The organism is Ruegeria sp. C8, from assembly GCF_056537565.1.
The window spans coordinates 175,997-194,378 of the sequence record NZ_JBQFRV010000002.1 but is presented as its reverse complement, the minus strand read 5'-3'; the positions used below and the strand labels follow the sequence as shown (position 1 = coordinate 194,378).

General features: G+C 59.0%; 24 protein-coding genes and 1 tRNA gene. 15 read left to right on the top strand and 10 right to left on the bottom strand.

Annotated elements, in window-relative coordinates; genetic code table 11:
- Positions 1 to 85: 85 nt before the first annotated feature.
- The 9 genes from ACR0KL_RS04585 to ACR0KL_RS04545 all read left to right on the top strand — a co-directional run bounded on the left by ACR0KL_RS04585 (position 86) and on the right by ACR0KL_RS04545 (position 6,375).
- Entirely contained in the window at positions 86 to 862 is a 777-nt protein-coding gene (locus ACR0KL_RS04585; protein ID WP_170677544.1) for an isocitrate lyase/PEP mutase family protein, read from the top strand.
- Between the two features lie 62 nt (positions 863 to 924).
- Complete coding sequence (locus ACR0KL_RS04580; RefSeq protein ID WP_170677542.1) at positions 925 to 1,218, top strand: DUF1330 domain-containing protein; 294 nt, start codon at positions 925 to 927, stop codon at positions 1,216 to 1,218.
- A gap of 42 nt (positions 1,219 to 1,260) precedes the next feature.
- Positions 1,261 to 1,710 carry a tellurite resistance TerB family protein gene (locus tag ACR0KL_RS04575; protein WP_170470193.1) on the top strand — a complete coding sequence of 150 codons (450 nt, stop codon included), beginning with the start codon at positions 1,261 to 1,263 and terminating at the stop codon, positions 1,708 to 1,710.
- Positions 1,711 to 1,730: 20 nt separating this feature from the next.
- Positions 1,731 to 2,168, top strand: a complete 438-nt coding sequence (locus tag ACR0KL_RS04570; protein ID WP_170487737.1) for a tellurite resistance TerB family protein — start codon at positions 1,731 to 1,733, stop codon at positions 2,166 to 2,168.
- Between the two features lie 5 nt (positions 2,169 to 2,173).
- Positions 2,174 to 2,917: a PhnD/SsuA/transferrin family substrate-binding protein gene (locus ACR0KL_RS04565; RefSeq protein ID WP_170677849.1), complete on the top strand. Its 744-nt coding sequence runs from the start codon at positions 2,174 to 2,176 to the stop codon at positions 2,915 to 2,917.
- Positions 2,918 to 3,042: 125 nt separating this feature from the next.
- Entirely contained in the window at positions 3,043 to 3,819 is a 777-nt protein-coding gene (locus tag ACR0KL_RS04560; protein WP_480554594.1) for an ABC transporter ATP-binding protein, read from the top strand.
- Between the two features lie 34 nt (positions 3,820 to 3,853).
- A complete protein-coding gene (locus tag ACR0KL_RS04555; protein WP_170677538.1) occupies positions 3,854 to 4,603 on the top strand; it encodes a transporter substrate-binding domain-containing protein in 750 nt (249 codons plus the stop codon).
- A gap of 81 nt (positions 4,604 to 4,684) precedes the next feature.
- Positions 4,685 to 5,572, top strand: coding sequence for an ABC transporter permease (locus ACR0KL_RS04550; protein ID WP_170376284.1), 888 nt, complete (start codon positions 4,685 to 4,687; stop codon positions 5,570 to 5,572).
- Positions 5,569 to 6,375, top strand: a complete 807-nt coding sequence (locus ACR0KL_RS04545; RefSeq protein WP_480776674.1) for an ABC transporter permease — start codon at positions 5,569 to 5,571, stop codon at positions 6,373 to 6,375. Before ACR0KL_RS04550 ends, ACR0KL_RS04545 begins: the two co-directional genes overlap by 4 nt.
- A gap of 80 nt (positions 6,376 to 6,455) precedes the next feature.
- Here ACR0KL_RS04545 and ACR0KL_RS04540 read toward each other — a convergent pair.
- Both ACR0KL_RS04540 and ACR0KL_RS04535 read right to left on the bottom strand, forming a co-directional pair.
- Positions 6,456 to 6,532, bottom strand: a tRNA-His gene (locus ACR0KL_RS04540).
- A 47-nt stretch (positions 6,533 to 6,579) separates the two neighbouring features.
- Complete coding sequence (locus ACR0KL_RS04535; protein ID WP_480776673.1) at positions 6,580 to 7,062, bottom strand: GNAT family N-acetyltransferase; 483 nt, start codon at positions 7,060 to 7,062, stop codon at positions 6,580 to 6,582.
- Positions 7,063 to 7,140: 78 nt separating this feature from the next.
- Between ACR0KL_RS04535 and ACR0KL_RS04530 the strand changes: the two genes are divergently transcribed.
- A complete protein-coding gene (locus ACR0KL_RS04530) occupies positions 7,141 to 7,329 on the top strand; it encodes a DUF6324 family protein (protein ID WP_170376278.1) in 189 nt (62 codons plus the stop codon).
- 6 nt (positions 7,330 to 7,335) lie between these two features.
- Here ACR0KL_RS04530 and ACR0KL_RS04525 read toward each other — a convergent pair whose 3' ends face one another.
- Positions 7,336 to 7,767 carry an MmcB family DNA repair protein gene (locus tag ACR0KL_RS04525; RefSeq protein ID WP_480539517.1) on the bottom strand — a complete coding sequence of 144 codons (432 nt, stop codon included), beginning with the start codon at positions 7,765 to 7,767 and terminating at the stop codon, positions 7,336 to 7,338.
- 115 nt (positions 7,768 to 7,882) lie between these two features.
- Here ACR0KL_RS04525 and ACR0KL_RS04520 point away from each other — a divergent pair, with 115 nt between their 5' ends.
- Together ACR0KL_RS04520 and ACR0KL_RS04515 are read left to right on the top strand one after the other, a co-directional pair.
- On the top strand, positions 7,883 to 8,203 hold the full coding sequence (locus ACR0KL_RS04520; protein WP_170677532.1) for an ArsR/SmtB family transcription factor: 321 nt from the start codon (positions 7,883 to 7,885) through the stop codon (positions 8,201 to 8,203).
- Positions 8,200 to 8,625 carry an SRPBCC family protein gene (locus ACR0KL_RS04515; RefSeq protein WP_170677530.1) on the top strand — a complete coding sequence of 142 codons (426 nt, stop codon included), beginning with the start codon at positions 8,200 to 8,202 and terminating at the stop codon, positions 8,623 to 8,625. The genes ACR0KL_RS04520 and ACR0KL_RS04515 overlap by 4 nt, the downstream gene beginning before the upstream one ends.
- Positions 8,626 to 8,838: 213 nt before the next feature.
- Here ACR0KL_RS04515 and ACR0KL_RS04510 read toward each other — a convergent pair whose 3' ends face one another.
- From ACR0KL_RS04510 to ACR0KL_RS04490, 5 genes are all read right to left on the bottom strand, one after another.
- Complete coding sequence (locus tag ACR0KL_RS04510) at positions 8,839 to 9,144, bottom strand: hypothetical protein (protein ID WP_170470220.1); 306 nt, start codon at positions 9,142 to 9,144, stop codon at positions 8,839 to 8,841.
- 59 nt (positions 9,145 to 9,203) lie between these two features.
- Positions 9,204 to 9,686: a transcription antitermination factor NusB gene (gene nusB / locus ACR0KL_RS04505; RefSeq protein WP_170677528.1), complete on the bottom strand. Its 483-nt coding sequence runs from the start codon at positions 9,684 to 9,686 to the stop codon at positions 9,204 to 9,206.
- Positions 9,683 to 10,234, bottom strand: coding sequence for a 6,7-dimethyl-8-ribityllumazine synthase (locus ACR0KL_RS04500; RefSeq protein WP_170376267.1), 552 nt, complete (start codon positions 10,232 to 10,234; stop codon positions 9,683 to 9,685). The genes nusB and ACR0KL_RS04500 overlap by 4 nt, the downstream gene beginning before the upstream one ends.
- A gap of 2 nt (positions 10,235 to 10,236) precedes the next feature.
- A complete protein-coding gene (gene ribB, locus ACR0KL_RS04495; RefSeq protein WP_170665386.1) occupies positions 10,237 to 11,358 on the bottom strand; it encodes a 3,4-dihydroxy-2-butanone-4-phosphate synthase in 1,122 nt (373 codons plus the stop codon).
- 109 nt (positions 11,359 to 11,467) lie between these two features.
- A complete protein-coding gene (locus ACR0KL_RS04490) occupies positions 11,468 to 12,055 on the bottom strand; it encodes a riboflavin synthase (protein WP_170551668.1) in 588 nt (195 codons plus the stop codon).
- Positions 12,056 to 12,195: 140 nt separating this feature from the next.
- Between ACR0KL_RS04490 and ACR0KL_RS04485 the strand changes: the two genes are divergently transcribed.
- The 3 genes from ACR0KL_RS04485 to ACR0KL_RS04475 all read left to right on the top strand — a co-directional run bounded on the left by ACR0KL_RS04485 (position 12,196) and on the right by ACR0KL_RS04475 (position 16,714).
- Complete coding sequence (locus tag ACR0KL_RS04485; protein ID WP_170677524.1) at positions 12,196 to 13,494, top strand: capsular biosynthesis protein; 1,299 nt, start codon at positions 12,196 to 12,198, stop codon at positions 13,492 to 13,494.
- Between the two features lie 79 nt (positions 13,495 to 13,573).
- Positions 13,574 to 14,707, top strand: coding sequence for a polysaccharide biosynthesis/export family protein (locus ACR0KL_RS04480; RefSeq protein WP_170677522.1), 1,134 nt, complete (start codon positions 13,574 to 13,576; stop codon positions 14,705 to 14,707).
- Between the two features lie 3 nt (positions 14,708 to 14,710).
- Positions 14,711 to 16,714 carry a capsular polysaccharide biosynthesis protein gene (locus tag ACR0KL_RS04475; RefSeq protein WP_480776672.1) on the top strand — a complete coding sequence of 668 codons (2,004 nt, stop codon included), beginning with the start codon at positions 14,711 to 14,713 and terminating at the stop codon, positions 16,712 to 16,714.
- Here ACR0KL_RS04475 and ribD read toward each other — a convergent pair.
- The gene (gene ribD, locus ACR0KL_RS04470; RefSeq protein ID WP_170677518.1) at positions 16,711 to 17,811 is read right to left on the bottom strand and encodes a bifunctional diaminohydroxyphosphoribosylaminopyrimidine deaminase/5-amino-6-(5-phosphoribosylamino)uracil reductase RibD; all 1,101 of its coding nucleotides are present in this window, start codon (positions 17,809 to 17,811) and stop codon (positions 16,711 to 16,713) included. The genes ACR0KL_RS04475 and ribD overlap by 4 nt on opposite strands.
- Positions 17,808 to 18,278, bottom strand: coding sequence for a transcriptional regulator NrdR (nrdR, locus tag ACR0KL_RS04465; protein WP_170376254.1), 471 nt, complete (start codon positions 18,276 to 18,278; stop codon positions 17,808 to 17,810). Before nrdR ends, ribD begins: the two co-directional genes overlap by 4 nt.
- Between the last annotated feature and the right edge of the window lie 104 nt (positions 18,279 to 18,382).

Sequence of the window (18,382 nt, the reverse complement as noted above, 5' to 3'; positions counted from 1 at the left end):
AACGTGATGTACCGACACAATTAAGCGCTTAGGATTCTGGCGTCATGGGATTAACTGTTGATCGAGTTTCGACAGGAGATACCCCATGACGACCCAAGCCCAACGTGCTGAAACCTTCACGCGCCTGCATATCAAAGGCGACCCGGTCATCCTGTTCAACATCTGGGACGCGGGCAGCGCCGCCGCGGTGCGCGATGCAAGCGCGCAGGCGATCGCAACAGGCAGCGCTCCGGTCGCGATGGCGCAAGGCTATGCGGACGGTCAGCACATCCCGCTGGAAGCCGCGCTGGACAACGCAAAGCGCATCGTCAGCGCTGTTGATCTTCCCGTAACCCTGGACTTTGAAGGGGCTTATGCCGTCGATCCTGCAGGCATCGCCGACAATACGGCACGGGCGTTGGATTGCGGTGTTGTTGGCTTCAATTTTGAGGATCAGATCGTTGGGGGGGACGGCCTTCACACCATTCCCGATCAAGCCGCGCGAATCGAGGCGATGCGCAAGGCCTGCGACGCGGCCGGTATTCCCGCCTATATCAATGCCCGCACGGACATTTTCCTGAAAGCACCGGCCGACACGCATGATTCTGCGATGCTTGAAGATGCCATAGCCCGCGCTTCGGCCTTCCAATCTGCAGGGGCCAGCGGGTTCTTTGCCCCCGGCCTGAAGGACGAGGCCATGATCCGACAGCTGTGTCAGGCCACCGAGTTACCGGTCAACATCATCGCTCTGCCGGGAACACCAGACTCAGCTACACTCGCCAAGATCGGCGTGGCCCGGATAAGCTACGGCCCGGTGCCCTATCGCCAGATGATCGCATGGCTAACCGAACAGGCGCGTGGGGCCATCGGCTACGCCGGATAAGCGCAGCTTGCAATTTTTACGCAAACTTCGCACCTTGCGCTAAACCGATACGGGAGAGCTGCATGAGCAAAGGCTACTGGGTGGCCCATGTCGATGTCGACGATATGGAGACATACAAGAACTATATCGCAGCGAATGCAGAACCTTTCTCCACCTATGGCGCCCGCTTTCTGGTGCGCGGCGGCTCACGCGAGGTCAGAGAGGGCGCAGCACGGGCACGAACGGTCGTGATCGAGTTTCCCAGCTACGAACAGGCTCTCGCCTGTTACGAAAGCGAAGGCTACCAAAAGGCCAAAGCACTGCGCGATCCTGTCTCTCTCGGCGATCTTGTGATCATTGAGGGCTATGACGGGTAGTCTCAACTTGGCGCGCCACAAAATATGGATTAGATTGGCCTCATGTTGAAAAAATTCTTCCAAGCGTTTCGACCGCCACAGACAGAACACCTGCCCGACCCCGACGCTGAACTGGCGCTGGGTGCGTTGATGGTGCGTGTTGCGCAAGCGGACCGGGACTACAAACTGGAAGAGATCAGCCTGATTGATCGCATTCTGGCCCGCCTCTATCAGCACAACGCGATCGAGGCCGCCAAAGTCCGCGCCACCTGCGAGAAACTGCACGCAGCTGCACCGGAAACCGACACGTTTGGCAAGTTGATCCGCGAAACCACCGACCTGAACGAACGCCTCGCCGCGCTGGACGCGCTGTGGGAGGTTGTGTTGGCCGATGGTGACACGGATGAGGGTGAGATCAAGATCGTTGAAGAGGCCCGCATGGCGATGGGACTCAGCTTCAACGACAGCAAATCCGCCCGTGAACGCGTGCAAAGCCGCTTGGAAGCTCACTAACCTGCCTCTATATCTGTCTCATGTTTCGTGATTTTCTGTCCCGGCTGACACAGCCTGACCCCGACCCTCTGGCCGAAGATGACGCCCGCCTAGCGCTGACGGCGCTTTTGGTACGCATCGCCCGGTCCGACAATGACTACGCCGACTCGGAAATGGCCCGAATCGACAAGGTCTCGGTAGAACGCTATGGACTGTCGCCTTTTGAGGCCGCTGGCCTGCGCGCCCGCGCCGAAGACCTTGAGGCCGAGGCCCCCGACACCGTCCGCTTCACCCGCGCCATCAAAGAGGCCGTCGCCTACGATGACCGCCTAGCCGTTGTGCAGGCCATGTGGTCGGTCGCCCTCGCAGATGGGCAAAGGACTGGCGAGGAGGATTCGCTGCTGCGCCTTGTCGTCAGCCTATTGGGTGTCAGCGATGTGGATTCAGCCCTCGCCCGTCAGAAGGCAGCCAAAGCGTGACAGCGATGCTGGGCATGTATGACATGCCCGCCCTGCGCGCCTCCAATAATCGCTTCTGGGATCTGATCAGGACGCATTTGGGGTTCGGTCCCGCCAGTCTGGAGCGGTCGCGCGATTTCTGGGCAATTTGGCGCGATCCCGATCTGATCTTTGCCCAAACCTGCGGCATGCCCTACCGAACGCAGCTTCATGACGCGGTGCAACTGATCGGCACGCCGGACTATGGTCTGCCCGGCTGCCCCGCAGGTTACTACAGATCCGTCTTTGTCGCCCGCGCCGATGATCCGCGCAGTCTGGCGGAGCTGACGGACGGAGTCTTTGCCTATAACGAACCCCTCTCTCAATCCGGCTGGTCCGCGCCGATCACCCATTTGTCCCGAATGGGGCTTGCACAGAAACACCTGCAGCAAACCGGAGCGCATGCCAATTCGGCCCAAGCCGTGGCCGAGGGCATGAGCGATTTCGCCGCGCTCGATGCGCTGACCTGGGAGCTTCTGAAGGCGAATACCGATCTGGGAGACGCATTGCGCGACGTTGCCAAAACCGAACCGACCCCCGGACTGCCCTATATCACGTCGAAATCGCAGGATGCGCCTCGGATCGCAGCCGCGGTTCAGGCCGCCATTGATGAACTGACGGATGAGGATCGAGGCAATCTGCGCATCCGTGGGTTGATCAAAATTCCCGCAAGCGCGTACCTCGCCATTCCAACTGCGCCTTCGCCCGAAGCACAGTTGCGCAGCAGCTAACCAATTTGATCACGACCTTTGGTCATTTTGATTGATTCCCCGCTCGAATCTGTGTTTTGCGCATTGCATTGCGCCGGATTTTCCGCCCTATTACCGCACCAACACCACTCATGACTGGAGCTTCCGTGACAGACGCCTCTGCCGTAATCGAGATCAAGGACCTTCACAAAAGCTTCGGTAATCTCGAGGTGCTCAAGGGCGTGGATATCACTGCGAGACGTGGCGATGTGGTCTCGCTCATCGGGTCCTCTGGCTCGGGCAAATCCACCTTGCTTCGGTGCTGCAACCTTCTGGAAGACAGCCAGCAGGGGGAGATCACGTTCAAGGGTGAACCTGTCAAATGGAGCGGCTCGGGCAGCGCCCGCCGACCTGCCGATCCCAAACAGGTTCTGCGCATTCGTACCAATCTTTCCATGGTGTTCCAGCAATTCAATCTGTGGGCACATATGACCATTTTGCAAAATGTCATGGAGGCCCCGGTGACCGTTTTGGGCCGTGACAAGGCCGAAGTGGAAGACAGCGCGCGCAAATATCTGGAAAAGGTCGGCATCGGCGACAAATGCGATGTCTTCCCTGCGCAACTGTCCGGTGGTCAGCAACAGCGCGCGGCCATCGCGCGCGGCCTGTGCATGGAACCCGAAGCGCTGCTGTTCGACGAACCCACCTCGGCACTCGACCCCGAGCTGGAGCAGGAAGTGATCAAGGTGATCAAGGATCTCGCCGCCGAAGGCCGGACGATGATCATCGTGACCCATGACATGAAGATGGCCGCCGATATCTCAAGCCACGTGGTGTTCCTGCATCAAGGCCGGATCGAAGAGGAAGGCAGCGCCGAGGATATCTTTACCGCGCCTGAATCCGAACGGCTTCGGGGCTTTCTTTCCGCCACTCAGGCGGCATAAGTTTCAGAAACAGAACCAAACTGGGGAGTAACCAATGAAAAACCTGATTCTGTCCACCGCAGCACTGGCGCTGACCACCGGTATCGCCATGGCCGACACCGTCCGCATGGGCACCGAGGGCGCCTATCCTCCGTACAACTTCATCAATGATGCCGGCGAAATCGACGGGTTCGAGCGTGAAGTGGGCGACGAGCTGTGCAAGCGCGCAAACCTGGAATGCGAGTGGGTCAAGAACGACTGGGACTCGATCATTCCGAACCTGGTCTCGGGTAACTACGACACCATCATCGCAGGTATGTCGATCACCGATGAGCGCGATGAAGTGATTGATTTCACTCAAAACTACTTCCCTCCTGCGGCGTCGGCCTATGTTGGCGCATCGGACGGAGTTGACGTAGGCGGCGGCATCGTTGCGGCTCAGACTGCAACCATTCAAGCGGGTCACGTAGCTGAGTCCGGCGCGACTCTGGTCGAGTTCGCGACCCCCGAAGAAACCATCGCAGCCGTGCGCAACGGTGAAGCAGACGCCGTGTTTGCCGACAAGGACTTCCTTGTGCCGATCGTCGAAGAATCGGCTGGTGAGCTGGTCTTCGTAGGCGATGACGTTCCGTTGGGCGGCGGTATCGGCCTGGGTATCCGTGAATCCGACGGCGAACTGCGCGGCAAGTTCGACGAAGCGATCACTTCGATGAAAGCGGATGGTTCGCTGAACGAACTGATCGTCAAATGGTTCGGCGAAGGCGTTCCGACCTACAACGCCGACGGTTCTGTCGTTTCCAACTGATCTGCACTAAAAGGTTCGGCGTCTTGAAGGTGCCGAACCTGCCCCGGCCTCGCGCCGGAGTTGACGTTCGAAAGACGCCACATGTTTTCCTATTGCGCTGATCCCGACACGCTGGGCACATTCCGCTGGTTTTCCTGCTATTTGACCAACGGCGTGCATTGGTCGTTCTACCTGTCCTTCCTCAAGGTACTTGGCCTGCTGGCCGTGACCGCTCCGGTCGCGCTGAGCTTTGGCTTTGCGGGCGCGATGGCAGCCAGGTCACATGTCGCGCCGCTCAGCTGGCTGGGCAAAGGTTACATCGCCATCGTGCGCGGCGTTCCGGACATCGCATTTTTCCTGTTTTTTGTGATCGCTCTGGATCAGGCCTTTGAGTGGACGCGCCACCAGGTCATGTGTCCCGAATGGACGGATCCGGTCCGTCAAGGCAATGACTTCATCGTCTGTCAGGCCGCCAAACTGCCTTTGGGCAGCGCCCCGGAATGGGTTCACGAGACCTATGGGTTCTTTCTGGCCGTTGTCACCTTTTCCATCGTCTTTGGCGCATTCGCGGCCAACGTTCTGTTCGGCGGTATGCGCGCCGTGCCACATGCTCAGCTTGAAACGGCCGAGGCCTATGGCATGACCCGCCGCCAAACGTTCTGGCGCATTCTTGTACCGCAAATGTGGGTCTACGCTCTGCCCGGCCTGTCCAACCTGTGGATGGTGCTGATCAAGGCCACCCCGCTTCTGTTCCTGCTGGGCATCGAAGACATTGTCTATTGGGCGCGTGAGTTGGGTGGCACCAAAACTTCGCGCTTCACCGATTACCCCCATGGCGACTGGCGCATGTGGTATTTCCTGTTCCTGCTGATCTTCTACCTCGGCATGACCCGCGTCTCGGAAATTGTGCTTGAAAAGCTGATGCGCCGCCTGTCCCACGGTCAGGCCACATCCGGCGGAGAGCTGCTGCGCAAGGAGACGACGGCATGAGCTGCATCCAGACGATCCAGGACTACGCCCTGCGCTCTGTCGGCCTTGGCGAACGCCTGCTACCCAAATCAGACTTTACCCTGTGCGAACAGTTCACGCTGATCGGCTCGGGTATGATCTGGAATGTCTATTTCGGCATCATGGCCCTTGCGACTGGCTTCTTTCTGGCCACTGCGCTGGCCGTCGGCAAAGCCTCTCCGAACAAATGGCTGCGCAAACCTTCGGAATGGTTCATCTTTCTGTTCCGAGGTTCTCCGCTGTTCATCCAGTTCTTCTTTGCCTATTTCTTCTTCCTGTCGCTGAAGAAGCCCTATCCGATGTTCGACGCCCTGACGTCAGCCTGGTTGGGGGCGCTGATCGTACTGTTCCTCAACACAGCCGCGTATACGGGTGAGATCTTCTATGGCGCCCTTCGCTCAATCCCCAAGGGTGATATCGAGGCCGCAGATGCCTATGGCATGACCGGCTGGGCCCGCTTCCGCCGGATTGTCTGGCCGACCATGCTGCGACTGGCTTGGCCCGCCTACACTAACGAGGCGATCTTTCTGTTCCACGCGACAACGCTGGTCTTTTTCTCGGCTTTCCCGGCCTGGCAGCAGCGCGGAGACGCCCTGTATTACGCCAGCTATTTCGCGGACAAGACCTTCAACCCGTTCATCCCCTATCCGATTCTGGCCTTCTATTTCATCCTGCTGACGCTGGTCATCATCTGGGGCTTTGGACTGGTCAACAAGCGACTGAACAGGCACCTGCCCGCCGCCCGGAAAAGCAAAATGAAGTTGCGCGTTAACCTGGCGCGCTGATCTCCAGCGCGCCTGAGCATCAAAATCAAGCACTCTACGCCGCGCTTACAGCGCGGTTTTTTGTTCGAAAATTTGGGAAATGGTACCGCCTCCCTGGCTTGAACAGGGGACCTCTGGATCCACAATCCAGCGCTCTAACCAACTGAGCTAAGGCGGCACTTGTGAGGGGCGATGTACCGAACACGCCACGGGAATGCAAGAGGATTAAAGCCGAATTTTCCAGCTTTGTTCGACGAGATCGACGCCGAAAGAATACACCGGCTTGCTTTCCACCAGCTGCCATCCCGTGGACCGGTACAAGGCGCAGGCGGCCTTGTGGCTTTCATGGGTCCAGAGCTGCATTTGCTGGTATCCCGCTGCCTTGGCAAATCCCATACAAGTGCCAAGAAGCCGCTTTCCCAGCCCCAGACCGCGCGCCTCAGGCACCAGAAGGAACAGGCGCAGTTTTGCGGTCTGCACGTCGAGTTTGACACAGAAGATGCTCCCCAGTCTTTGGCCCTCTGCCTCGGCGATCCAACCCCTCTCGCACGAGGGGTCATGATCGGCAATAAATCCATCCAGAATGCGCGCGACCAGCGGGGCGAAGCTGTCATCAAACCCCTCATCGCGGGCATAGAGGGTTCCATGACGCTCAACCAACCAAGTCGCATCCTGGGGCTGAAAGGGTCTAACGCTTACAGTCTCCATACCTTATCAGAGCGCAAAGGCGGCTTGATTCTCAACCCCGTGCGCGCTAGCAGGAACGCTCAGATCCCGGAGGCGAGTATGGGTATCAACACCGAACGCGACATTCAGGCCAACCTTCAGATCGGCCCTACCGATCAGGGTATGGTGCGTCTGTTTATCGAGGCCGACGGCCTCGAGATTCCGATGGATTTCGATCCCGAGGAAGCCGAAGAGATCGCAGATGAGCTGCGTGCCGCCGCACAAGCTGCCCTAGCCGTCAAAGGCTGATCTGCGTTACAGCCGCGGGTCGCGCAGCGCCTGCAATCGACGTGCAGCATCTGTGGCGAATTTCTGGATCATCTTTTTACGCCGGGCCGGAGGCAGCTTGTCCTCGGGTGCCATGCGAATGATCTCGGCATCGTAGGCGTCTGCGATAATCAGACCGGTTTCCTGAGGTAAAAGGTCCGTTGGGAACTCGGTATCGACGGCCCAAAAGAATCGATCGCACCACTCCAGATAGCCTTGCCACTTCGCATCTGACTGATAGTCGGCACGGCTGGATTTGCACTCGATCACCCAAAGCTCGCCCTTTGGACCCAACCCCATGACATCAACACGCAGCCCGCGCGTCGGCACAAATTCTTCAACGGAAACAAAACCGTGGGCGGTGAGATGGCGCGCGACGCCGCGCGCAAGTTTCTGTCCAGGCTGTAAATCCAGTGTCATGCTGAGAATGTGAACAATTAGTGAACAAAAGTAAAGTCTTCGCTCAACACTTGACATGATACCATATGGTATCTCATTAATATGATACCAAGTGGTATCTTTACCGAGGCGACAAATGCAAACTCTTACCCAAAACGCGTTTCGTGCGCTGGCAGACCCAACCCGTCGGGACATCATCAAACTGCTTGCCTCTCAGGACATGACGATCGGGCAGTTGACGAACCGGTTCGACATGACGAGGGCTGCCGTCAAAAAGCACCTGACGGTCTTGTCTGATGGTGGGCTGATTACGGTGGAAGCCCGCGGCAGAGAACGCATCAACCGAATTGAACCACAGGGCATGGCCCCTGTCTTGGATTGGCTCAGCTACTTTGACCAGTTCTGGGACGACCGCCTCAACTCTCTTAAGGAAGCTATTGAAAGGAATAAAGAATGACGAATGCCGTATTGCAAAAGACGATTTTTCTACGGGCCGATCCAGATATCGTCTGGGCCTATCTGACTGAGCCCGAACGGCTGGCAGAGTGGTTTCACAAACCGGATCGCACGTTGACCAAAGGAAGCAAACTGCAAATGTTCGGGACCACCAGCAGCGACCTGCTGATCTGGGGCGAGGTACGGGAAGCACGTGCACCTGAATATCTTGAATACACATTCACTGTGAAGCCAATGGGAGACGCGGTCAGTCTAGTCAAATGGACTCTGACCCCTGTCGCAGGCGGTACAAAGCTTAGCCTTCAACATGAAGGTTTGCCTCAGGGTGCGGATGCGTTCGGCCTGATCCTTGCGCTCGACAACGGCTGGGATGAGCATTTCGGCAAGATGCGCACGGCGCTGCACGAAACTGTTGACGCCTGACCCCTTGTGTAAACCCGCCGGACGCCCTACGTAGGCGCTTGGCGGGTTCTGCCCTTCTTGTGACTGGTAGCATTCTGGTGGCCTTAAGCAATTCCGAGGGGGCTGGCTCTGTTCAGGTCCTGGCCTGATTACCTGGCGCCCACCTGTACATACAGGTCCTCGGGAATCACACCGCACGGTTGACTGGTGGTCCCGCCACATTTTCCATGAAATTCAGCGCTCTGCGCGCGCTTCCTGCTTGGCCAATGCCGGCTTGAAGCTGTCGACCACAGGCGAGCCGCGACGTGGGCCGCCAGGTTTTTCTGCCATGCTCATGATCTTGTAGCCGAACTGAACACCGGCAAATACGATCCCGTTCATGAACCAGATCATCACAAGCGCGACCAGACCGATTTCCGAACTGGTGATCAAATGACGGAGGTTTGCCACGTTAAATGCTAGAAGCACCCCTACAAACACGGCCGAGATAACGAAACCCCAGGCGACTTGCGTGATATACAGGCGGATCAGTTTGGGCATGGCGAACCTCATTGCGCTATGACATTCAGGTTAGCGCATGTTTGGTTCGAGTAAAGGCGTCAGAATGCCTCGGGCTGTGCCTCACGGGCCATGTGATCCAGCACGGCGTTGACGAATTTCGGCTCTTTGCCTTCAGGGAAGAAGGCGCGTGCAACGTCAACGAACTCGGTGATGACCACTTTGGGCGGCGTGTCGCTTTGGGTCAGCTCGGCCCCGGCGGCACGGAACAGCGCTCGCAGGGTTGGGTCGATGCGTGAGATCGGCCATTTGGCGACCAGAGCACGGTCGGTCATCTGGTCGATCGGTGCCTGATAGTTCACCGCATTGTCGACCAGCGACCGAAAGACGCTGATGTCGCCGTCCAACATTTCTTCGCCCTCATAGACGGCGCCGAACCGGTGATCCAGAAACTCATTCACGACCGATTCGGTCGTCTGCCCTGATTGCTCCATCTGGAACAGCGCCTGAACGGCATAAAGCCGAGCGGCGGATTTCATCAGGCGTTTCTGGTTGGCCGGTTTCGGCGCGTCTGTCTGGGTCATGCTGTCGTGGATCCGTTGCTGTCGCCCGCCACAAGGATGGACTCGGACGGCGGCTTAAAGCCCACGCCCTTTTTGGAAGAGCCCCACTTACGGCTGAGCGCGATCAGATGCAAGGCCGCAGCAGCTGCTCCGCCACCTTTATTCATCTTTTCCGGGTTGGCACGGACTTCGGCCTGATCGTCATTCTCGACGGTCAGGATGCCGTTGCCGATGCAAAGCCCCTGCAGCCCCATCAATTGGATCGCACGGCTGGAGTCGTTGCAGACGGTTTCATAGTGCGTGGTCTCGCCGCGAATGACACAGCCCAGCGCAACATAGCCGTCGAAGTCGCACTGACGGTCGGCCATAGCGATGGCGGTCGGAATCTCCAACGCGCCGGGAACTTCGACGACTTCGCAGTTGCCGCCAGCTGCTTCGATCTCGGCCTTCGCACCTGCAATCAGGTTGTCGGCAATCGCGCGGTAGAAAGGCGCCGCGACGATCAGCAACTTCACCGGCTTGTCGAAGCTGGGTGTCGGCAAAATGCCATGTTTGTCTTGCTCAGCCATGATTAGTCTTCCTTCAGGATCGGACGGGTGCCAACGATGGAAAGCCCAAACGCGTCCAACCCCAGATATACGGTTTCGGGCGAGTCGGTCAGCAGGACCAGCTCTTGAATGCCCAGTTTGGACAGGATCTGAGATCCCAGACCGGTTTGCTTGATGGTCCGCGGGCCTTCATCTTCGGCTGCATAGAGAGAGTTGCGCGGCTGGCGGAACAGACAGACGACCCCCCGGCCCTCTTCCGCGATCTTCTCCATTGCGCGTGGCAATTCACGAGAGGACTTCGGACCGAGGCCCAAGATATCCGGCGCTTCGTGCAGCGCGTGGGTGCGGGTCAGGACAGGCTCGGGCGTGGTGATGTCGCCTTTGATCATGACGACATGTTCGATGCCGTGAAGCTGATCGGTGAACAGGCGCATTTCCCATTCGCCGCCGTATTCCGACGAAACCATCTCGCGCGAGGTTTCGACCACGAGGTTGTCATTGCGCGAGCGATAGGTGATCAGGTCGCTGATCGTACCGATCTTCATGTCATGGGTTTTGGCGAACTCGACCAGATCGGGCAGACGGGCCATGGTGCCGTCGGGCTTCATGATCTCACAGATCACGCCCGAGGGGTTCAACCCGGCCAGGCGTGAGATATCCACGGCAGCCTCAGTGTGGCCTGCGCGGACCAGCACCCCACCCCGCTTGGCGCGCAAGGGGAAGATGTGACCCGGTGTTGCAATATGGGCCATCGTGTTCTGTTCATTGATCGCAGTTGCAACGGTCAGCGCGCGATCTGCGGCGGAAATACCGGTCGACACGCCCTCACGCGCTTCGATCGAAACCGTGAACGCCGTCTCATGGCGGGAAGAGTTGTTCACCGCCATCATCGGCAGGGCCAGTGCTTCGACCCGTTCAGCCGTCATCGGCAGGCAGATCAAGCCGCGCCCATGGGTAGCCATGAAATTGATCGCCTCGGCATCGGCAAATTCTGCGGCAATGACCAGATCGCCTTCGTTTTCGCGATCCTCGTGATCAACGAGGATATACATCCGGCCTGCGCGGGCCTCTTCGATGATGTCCTCGATCGGGCTGATCGCATCGCGCAGCTGGGCCTCGACCGGGCCGGGGGTTTCAAAGCTCATGGGGCAGCCTTTCACAAGAGCATTTCTGCAAGGCGGGATAGACCACCCCGCATCCAAAAGCCAGAGCACAAACGGCCTGAGCTGGCTCAGACGCGACGTATTCTAACGCTCAGACGGTCTCGGCCAGGCGGGCGACGTAACGGGCCAGAGTGTCGATTTCCAGATTCACCCGATCCCCGACGGCGACATCTCCCCATGTGGTGACCTCTTTGGTGTGAGGGATGAAGTTGATGCCGAAATCGCAGCCCTCTACATCATTCACCGTCAGAGACGTCCCATTCAAAGCAACCGAGCCCTTGGGCGCAATGAAACGCGCCAAATCCTTGGGCGCGCGCAAGGTCACGCGGGTGCTGTCGCCTTCGTCGCGCACATCGACAACTTCGGCGACGCCATCCACATGTCCCGATACGATGTGACCGCCCAGTTCGTCACCAACTTTCAACGCCCGCTCAAGGTTGACACGCTTGCCCAACGCCCAGCTGTTCAGGTTGGTTTTCGAGACGGTCTCGGCGCTGATCTGAACGTCATACCAATCATCGCCCAGCGCAATCACGGTCAGACAAACGCCATCGCTTGCAATCGATGCGCCAATGTCAATCGAGGCCGTGTCATAGCTCGTCTGGATACGCGCACGCAGGTCGCCTTGCTGGTCCAGCTCGGTCACTGTTCCGATATCGGTCACGATCCCTGTAAACATTCCGTCAACCCTCGCGTTCTACCCTGTCTCAGACTATCAGAGCCGAGGTAAGCTGATCCGCGCCGCCCGGCAAGCCCAACCTTGCCGAGAAATCCTAAGGCGGGCATAGTTTCGACAAGAATATTGGCTAAATCGCGCAGATGCACCACCCAGAACAACACGCTGACCCTCGGGTCTTTCTGTTCCTGCAAGGCCCGCATGGCCCGTTTTTCAACGCGTTGGGCCGGATGCTACGGGCCTCGGGGGCGCAAACATGGCGCGTTGGCTTCAACGCGGGCGATCAGGCGTTCTGGTTCGACAGGAAAAGCTACATCCCCTATCGCGGCGCGCCAGAACACTGGCCCGAGGTGCTGCTGGCGCTGATTGCCGAGAAACAGGTGACAGACATCGTTCTATACGGTGACACCCGCCCGATTCACGCCAACGCCGTCAGGATCGCCAAGTCACGAGGCATAACTGTGCACGTGTTCGAGGAAGGCTACCTGCGCCCATGGTGGGTCACCTATGAGCGGGGCGGCTCAAACGGCAACTCGCGGCTGATGTCTCTGGATCTGGACCAGATGGCGCAGGCACTGTCGCATTCGGGCGCGCAATCACCACCGCCGCCGTCTCACTGGGGTGACATGCGTCAACACATTTTCTACGGCGCGCTTTATCACTGGTTCGTGCTGTTTCTGAACGGGCGCTATCGCAATTTCAGACCGCACCGCGCACTGACGGTCTCGAAAGAGTTTCGCCTGTATTTCAAACGCCTTATGCTAATGCCTTTCCACCGGCTGCAACGAAGTCTGGCAACGGCGCGGGTACGTAGCGGGGCCTTTCCGTATCACCTTGTGCTGTTGCAATTGGGTCATGACAGCTCGGTCCAATCCCATTCAGACTATTCGGGAATGTGCGCTTTTTTAGAACAAATGATGGAGGGCTTCGCCAAAGGCGCCCCTGCACATCATCATCTGGTCATCAAGGAGCATCCGCTTGAGAACCACCGTGAACCCCTCCGCCGACGTGTTCGGACTCTTGCGATCAGTTTCGGGATCAAGGGCCGGGTGCATTACGTCCCCGGCGGCAAATTGGCGAAACTGCTGGACGACGCCAACTCGGCCGTGACCATTAACTCGACCGCCGGGCAGCAGGTGTTGTGGCGTGGCATCCCCCTGCGGATTTTTGGTCGTGCGGTCTATGACAAGCCGGAACTTGTGTCGCAACAGGAGGTTAGTCGTTTCTTCGCCAACCCAGAAAAACGCGATATCGAAGCTTACCAACTCTATCGGCGCTTTCTGCTGGAAACCAGTCAGGTTCCGGGCGGCTACTACTCCAGACGCGGACGTCGGCAATTGCTGCGCCGCGCTGTCGACATGATGCTGAGGGCTGATGATCCCTATCAGGTCACGCTGTCCGACGACGCGACCCCAGAGCCACAGTTGAAAATCGTTGAGTAGACCCGGCCATCCTTCTCTGGAAGTTGTAGCGGTAAAAGAGTAGTTTGCCGAAAAACAAGTAGAACTGAGGTTATCGGCAGTGCATCGCTTTCCAATCCGTTGGGTACGGGGGGTCGCCCTTGTGACCTCGCTCGTCGTGCTGAGTGCATGCCAGTTGCCCAAGGCGGGCCCAAACAAGAACGAGATTCTGGCAGGCTCCGTCAACAACGGCGGCAATGCGTTTGTGGTAGAAGTCGATGACCGCGTTTCGCGGGCCACGTCATCCGTGCCGCAGTTTGGGTTCTCTTCCGCCTTTACCTCAGCCCCGTCACTAACCGCAGACACCGTGCGCCCAGGGGATGTTTTGGGCCTAACAATCTGGGAGAACGTCGATGATGGGCTGCTCGCGGGCGATGCAGGTTCTTCGACCGCGTTGAACGAGGTTCAAGTCGACAGCGAGGGCTTCATTTTCGTCCCCTACGCAGGTCGTTTACGCGCCGCTGGCAACACTCCGGAAGAGCTCCGCGGGTTGATCACGGACGAGTTGAAGGAACAAACCCCCGACCCTCAGGTCGAAGTACGACGCTTGGCCGGTGACGGCTCTACTGTTTCGCTAAGCGGTACTATCGGCGCCCCGGGAATTTACCCGATAGAACGCCCCACCCGTACCCTGCTCGGCATGCTGTCGCAGGCCGGGGGGGTTTCGGTTGAGTCCGATATTGCGCTGGTCACGCTGATCCGTGGAGACCAACGTGGGACAGTCTGGTACAATGACCTGTTCCGCAATCCCAAACTGGATGTCGCGCTGCGCGGCGGTGACCGCATTCTGGTCGAGGGAGACAGCCGTTCCTATATTGCGCTCGGCGCAACCGGAGGACAATCGCGCGTCGCCTTCGACAGTCAGGACCTGTCCGCGCTTGAGGCACTGGCACAGGTTGGCGGCCTGGTATCCATCTCATCCGATCCGACTGGTATTTTTATCCTGCGCCGGGAACGTCAGGACATCGCGCGTCAGGTGATGCGCCGTTCCGATCTGCAGGGCGATCAGCGAATGATCTATCTGCTGAACCTGACCGCGCCCAATGGCTTGTTCATCGCGCGTGATTTCGTGATCCGCGACGATGACACAATCTACGTGACTGAGGCACCGTACGCGCAGTGGACCAAGTCGATTTCTCTGATCGCCGGGGGCCTGACGCCGGTCGCGAACGTAGCCACCCTGACCGGCAACTAAACCATGACCCATGGAGACCCCACCGCAATTGGCGCGGCGCGGTCCCGGGCATTTGTCTACAATGGCGGATTTCTGACTAACAGGCGCGTCCGGTGCATTCTCTCCCTTTCGGGATATGACATCCGGCTGGGTCTGCCCCGACCCGAGGACACTGTTGCCATCTGGGGCAACAGTCCCACGGCCCATCGCGGGCGGCGCGTCGCTCAGGACCGGGGTACCCCTTTGCTGCGGGTCGAGGATGCCTTTCTACGATCCCTCAAGCCCGGCCGCGAGGGCGAGCCGCCTTTGGGTCTGCTTCTGGATCGCTCGGGCCTGCACTTTGACCCGGCACAACCGTCAGATCTGGAAACGCTTCTGGCGACACATCCGCTGGACGACACAGTGCTTCTGAACCGGGCGCGTGGCGCGATTGAGCGCTTGAAGGAATTAAACCTCAGCAAATATTCCGCCTTCGACCCCGACGCGCCGATCCCCGACCCCGGTTACGTGCTGGTGATTGATCAGACGGTCGGCGATGCCTCGGTCACGGCCAGCCGAGGGGACCGTGCCCGGTTTCTTGAGATGCTGGTGATCGCACAAGAAGAAAATCCCGGGATGCCGGTTCTGATCAAGACCCATCCCGAAACACTGGCTGGTCACCGCACCGGGCACTACACGGAACAGAACCTCTCGGAACGCGTTTCCTTCGTTGCGGATAACATCAGCCCTTGGCCGCTGTTGGACGGCGCGGTCAGTGTCTATACGCTCTCGTCACAAATGGGGTTCGAGGCCATTCTCGCCGGTCACAAACCCCGCGTCTTCGGGCAGCCATTCTATGCCGGATGGGGTTTGACGCAGGATGAAAACCCCGTTCAACGCAGACAACGCAATCTGACGCGCGCGCAGCTCTTTGCTGCAGCCATGATGCTCTACCCCGTTTGGTATGATCCCTATCGGGACCAATTGTGTGAGCTAGAGGTCGTGCTGGATACGCTTGAGGCACAGACCCGTGCGTGGCGGCAAGATCGTTTGGGATGGACAGCGTCGGGAATGCGGATGTGGAAGCGCAAGCACCTGCAAGCCATGTTTGGCCAGCACCAGAAGATACGGTTTTTGCCGTCGCCACCAGCCCCATCCAACCGCCCCCATATGGTCTGGGCCAATCAATCCCGCGAGGCGGAGGGTGTCATCCGTATCGAGGACGGCTTTCTCCGATCACGCGGATTGGGGGCCGATCTTGTGCCGCCCCTTTCGCTGGTCACGGATGATCTGGGGATCTACTATGACCCGACCCAAACCAGCCGATTGGAAGAGTGGATATCCAAGCGCGAGATCCTGCGTCCGGATCAAGAATACCGGGCCGAGCGGGTGATCTCGGCCCTTGTGTCCGAGGGGTTGAGCAAATACAACACCGGCGGCGCTGCGCCAGCTCTACCCAAAGGTCACCGTATTCTGGTGCCGGGGCAGGTCGAGGATGACGCGTCTATCCTGTTGGGCACCAGCACCATCCGCACCAATCTGGACCTTCTGCGCGAAGTTCGGGCCGCTAATCCCGATGCCGTTGTGATCTACAAACCCCATCCGGATGTCGAGGCTGGCCTGCGCTCGGGCCAGATCGACTCTGAAGGGCTGGCGGATGTGATCGCGACTGAGACCGACCCGTCAACCTTGCTGTCCGAGGTGCAAGAGGTCTGGACCATGACCTCGCTTCTGGGGTTCGAGGCGCTATTGCGCGGCATTCCGGTGACCAGTTTTGGCGCGCCCTTCTATGCCGGTTGGGGCCTGACCACGGATCTTGGAAGTGTTCCGGCCCGTCGCGGCGCACGCCCATCCCTGCTGGGTTTGGTGTATGCCAGCCTGATTGACTATCCCCGCTATCTGGACCCGGTGACCGGCGCGCCCTGTCCTGTCGAGGTCGCCATTGAACGGCTGGCCCACGGTGAGCCCCCCAAACGCGGGGCGCTGAACCGCGCCTTGTCAAAGCTACAGGGCGCTTTTTCAACCCACGCCCATCTCTGGCGACGCTAGTGCGTCGTTCGGGCCCAACGGTGTAATACGTCACCACCGACCGGGCGCGCCTCGATCAACTCGAACCGAGGGGCGCTGTCCAGTTTTTCCAACCCTAGTGCGCCAATCGCTGAAAGGCCCTCGGCGCCGATGGTCAAACCAGCAGTGAAACCCACAAGCTCATCGACCAGATCTTGCGCCAGCAACGACGCCGCCAAAGCCGAACCGCCTTCGCAGAAGACACTTGTCAGACCTTCCTGGCCCAGCTGCTGCAGCAGGTCGCGCGCATCAACCTGATGGTCGTGCAACGCACAGGGCAACAACCGCGCGCCCAACCCCTCCCACGTGCGGGCGCGCTCGGCGTCGGGATGCGGGCCATGACAGAGCCAGACGGGCGTTTTTGAGGCCGTGCGCGCCAGTTGACCCATTAAGGGTAAATCCAAATGACGCGAGACGACAACGCGTACGGGCTGACGCTCGATCCCCAGATCTCGAACCGTAAGCGAGGGGTCATCCGCGCGCGCCGTGCCAGCGCCAACCATGACAGCATCGTGACGGGCGCGCATCGCGTGCACCTCGCGTCGCGCGGTTGGTCCGGTGATCCACTGGCTATGTCCGGTGGACGTGGCAATCCGCCCGTCAAAGCTATTGGCCAGTTTCAATGTCACAAACGGACGGCCCTGTTCGGTTTTCAGAAAGAACCCGGCCAGATCACGCTCGGCCTCTTGCGCCAGCACACCAGTTTCAACCTCGATCCCGGCCTCGCGCAGCATGGCAAAGCCCTGCCCGGAAACGCGAGGATCGCTATCTTCAATCGCTGCAACAACGCGGGCCACACCAGCCGAGATCAACGCCTCGGCACAGGGCGGTGTCTTGCCGTAGTGGGCGCAGGGTTCCAGCGAAACATAGGCCGTGGCCCCTTTCGCCTGCGCACCCGCTTGCGCCAAAGCCTCAGGCTCCGCGTGGGGACGTCCGCCGGGTTGAGTCCACCCTCGCCCAACTATCCTGCCGTCGCGCACGATCACGCACCCAACGGCCGGGTTGGGCCAGCACGCCCCTTGACCGCGCCGACCCAAAGACAAAGCCAGCGCCATAAATCGCTTATCTGTTTCGCTCACTCGTCCGTCGAAGGCTGCGGCGGGCGCAGTTCGTGGACAAACTCCTCGAAATCATCGGCCGCCTGGAAATTCTTGTACACACTCGCAAAGCGAACATAGGCGACGGTATCGATCCGCGCCAGAGCTTCCATGACGATCTCACCAATTCTGTTGGACGGAATATCGGTGTCGCCCATGCTTTCCAGACGCCGCACAATGCCCGAGATCATCTGATCAATCCGTTCAGGATCAACCGGGCGTTTCTGCATCGAGATACGGATCGAACGTTCCAGCTTGTCGCGGTCAAAATCTTCGCGTTTTCCGTTGGTTTTGATCACCACCAGATCGCGCAGCTGGACCCGTTCATAGGTCGTAAAACGCCCTCCGCAGGCCGGGCAAAAGCGACGTCGGCGTATCGCAACGTGATCCTCTGCCGGGCGTGAATCTTTCACCTGAGTGTCGATATTTCCGCAAAACGGGCAGCGCATCCGCCGTCTCCTCGTCCCTAGCTGGCCTCTTTTGTAAGCACTTTGGCTTACTTATCCACAACTATAGGGCAGCCGCTAGGATTTGGGTAGTCGGAATTTTGTAC

What these genes read in the sequence shown, in the direction of transcription:
- ACR0KL_RS04585 (WP_170677544.1), top strand. Translation starts at nt 86, where the DNA reads ATGACGACCCAAGCCCAACGTGCTGAAACCTTCACGCGCCTGCATATC.
- ACR0KL_RS04580 (WP_170677542.1), top strand. Translation starts at nt 925, where the DNA reads ATGAGCAAAGGCTACTGGGTGGCCCATGTCGATGTCGACGATATGGAG.
- ACR0KL_RS04575 (WP_170470193.1), top strand. Translation starts at nt 1,261, where the DNA reads ATGTTGAAAAAATTCTTCCAAGCGTTTCGACCGCCACAGACAGAACAC.
- ACR0KL_RS04570 (WP_170487737.1), top strand. Translation starts at nt 1,731, where the DNA reads ATGTTTCGTGATTTTCTGTCCCGGCTGACACAGCCTGACCCCGACCCT.
- ACR0KL_RS04565 (WP_170677849.1), top strand. Translation starts at nt 2,174, where the DNA reads ATGCTGGGCATGTATGACATGCCCGCCCTGCGCGCCTCCAATAATCGC.
- ACR0KL_RS04555 (WP_170677538.1), top strand. Translation starts at nt 3,854, where the DNA reads ATGAAAAACCTGATTCTGTCCACCGCAGCACTGGCGCTGACCACCGGT.
- ACR0KL_RS04550 (WP_170376284.1), top strand. Translation starts at nt 4,685, where the DNA reads ATGTTTTCCTATTGCGCTGATCCCGACACGCTGGGCACATTCCGCTGG.
- ACR0KL_RS04545 (WP_480776674.1), top strand. Translation starts at nt 5,569, where the DNA reads ATGAGCTGCATCCAGACGATCCAGGACTACGCCCTGCGCTCTGTCGGC.
- ACR0KL_RS04535 (WP_480776673.1), bottom strand. Translation starts at nt 7,062, where the DNA reads ATGGAGACTGTAAGCGTTAGACCCTTTCAGCCCCAGGATGCGACTTGG.
- ACR0KL_RS04530 (WP_170376278.1), top strand. Translation starts at nt 7,141, where the DNA reads ATGGGTATCAACACCGAACGCGACATTCAGGCCAACCTTCAGATCGGC.
- ACR0KL_RS04525 (WP_480539517.1), bottom strand. Translation starts at nt 7,767, where the DNA reads ATGACACTGGATTTACAGCCTGGACAGAAACTTGCGCGCGGCGTCGCG.
- ACR0KL_RS04520 (WP_170677532.1), top strand. Translation starts at nt 7,883, where the DNA reads ATGCAAACTCTTACCCAAAACGCGTTTCGTGCGCTGGCAGACCCAACC.
- ACR0KL_RS04515 (WP_170677530.1), top strand. Translation starts at nt 8,200, where the DNA reads ATGACGAATGCCGTATTGCAAAAGACGATTTTTCTACGGGCCGATCCA.
- ACR0KL_RS04510 (WP_170470220.1), bottom strand. Translation starts at nt 9,144, where the DNA reads ATGCCCAAACTGATCCGCCTGTATATCACGCAAGTCGCCTGGGGTTTC.
- nusB (WP_170677528.1), bottom strand. Translation starts at nt 9,686, where the DNA reads ATGACCCAGACAGACGCGCCGAAACCGGCCAACCAGAAACGCCTGATG.
- ACR0KL_RS04500 (WP_170376267.1), bottom strand. Translation starts at nt 10,234, where the DNA reads ATGGCTGAGCAAGACAAACATGGCATTTTGCCGACACCCAGCTTCGAC.
- ribB (WP_170665386.1), bottom strand. Translation starts at nt 11,358, where the DNA reads ATGAGCTTTGAAACCCCCGGCCCGGTCGAGGCCCAGCTGCGCGATGCG.
- ACR0KL_RS04490 (WP_170551668.1), bottom strand. Translation starts at nt 12,055, where the DNA reads ATGTTTACAGGGATCGTGACCGATATCGGAACAGTGACCGAGCTGGAC.
- ACR0KL_RS04485 (WP_170677524.1), top strand. Translation starts at nt 12,196, where the DNA reads ATGCACCACCCAGAACAACACGCTGACCCTCGGGTCTTTCTGTTCCTG.
- ACR0KL_RS04475 (WP_480776672.1), top strand. Translation starts at nt 14,711, where the DNA reads ATGACCCATGGAGACCCCACCGCAATTGGCGCGGCGCGGTCCCGGGCA.
- nrdR (WP_170376254.1), bottom strand. Translation starts at nt 18,278, where the DNA reads ATGCGCTGCCCGTTTTGCGGAAATATCGACACTCAGGTGAAAGATTCA.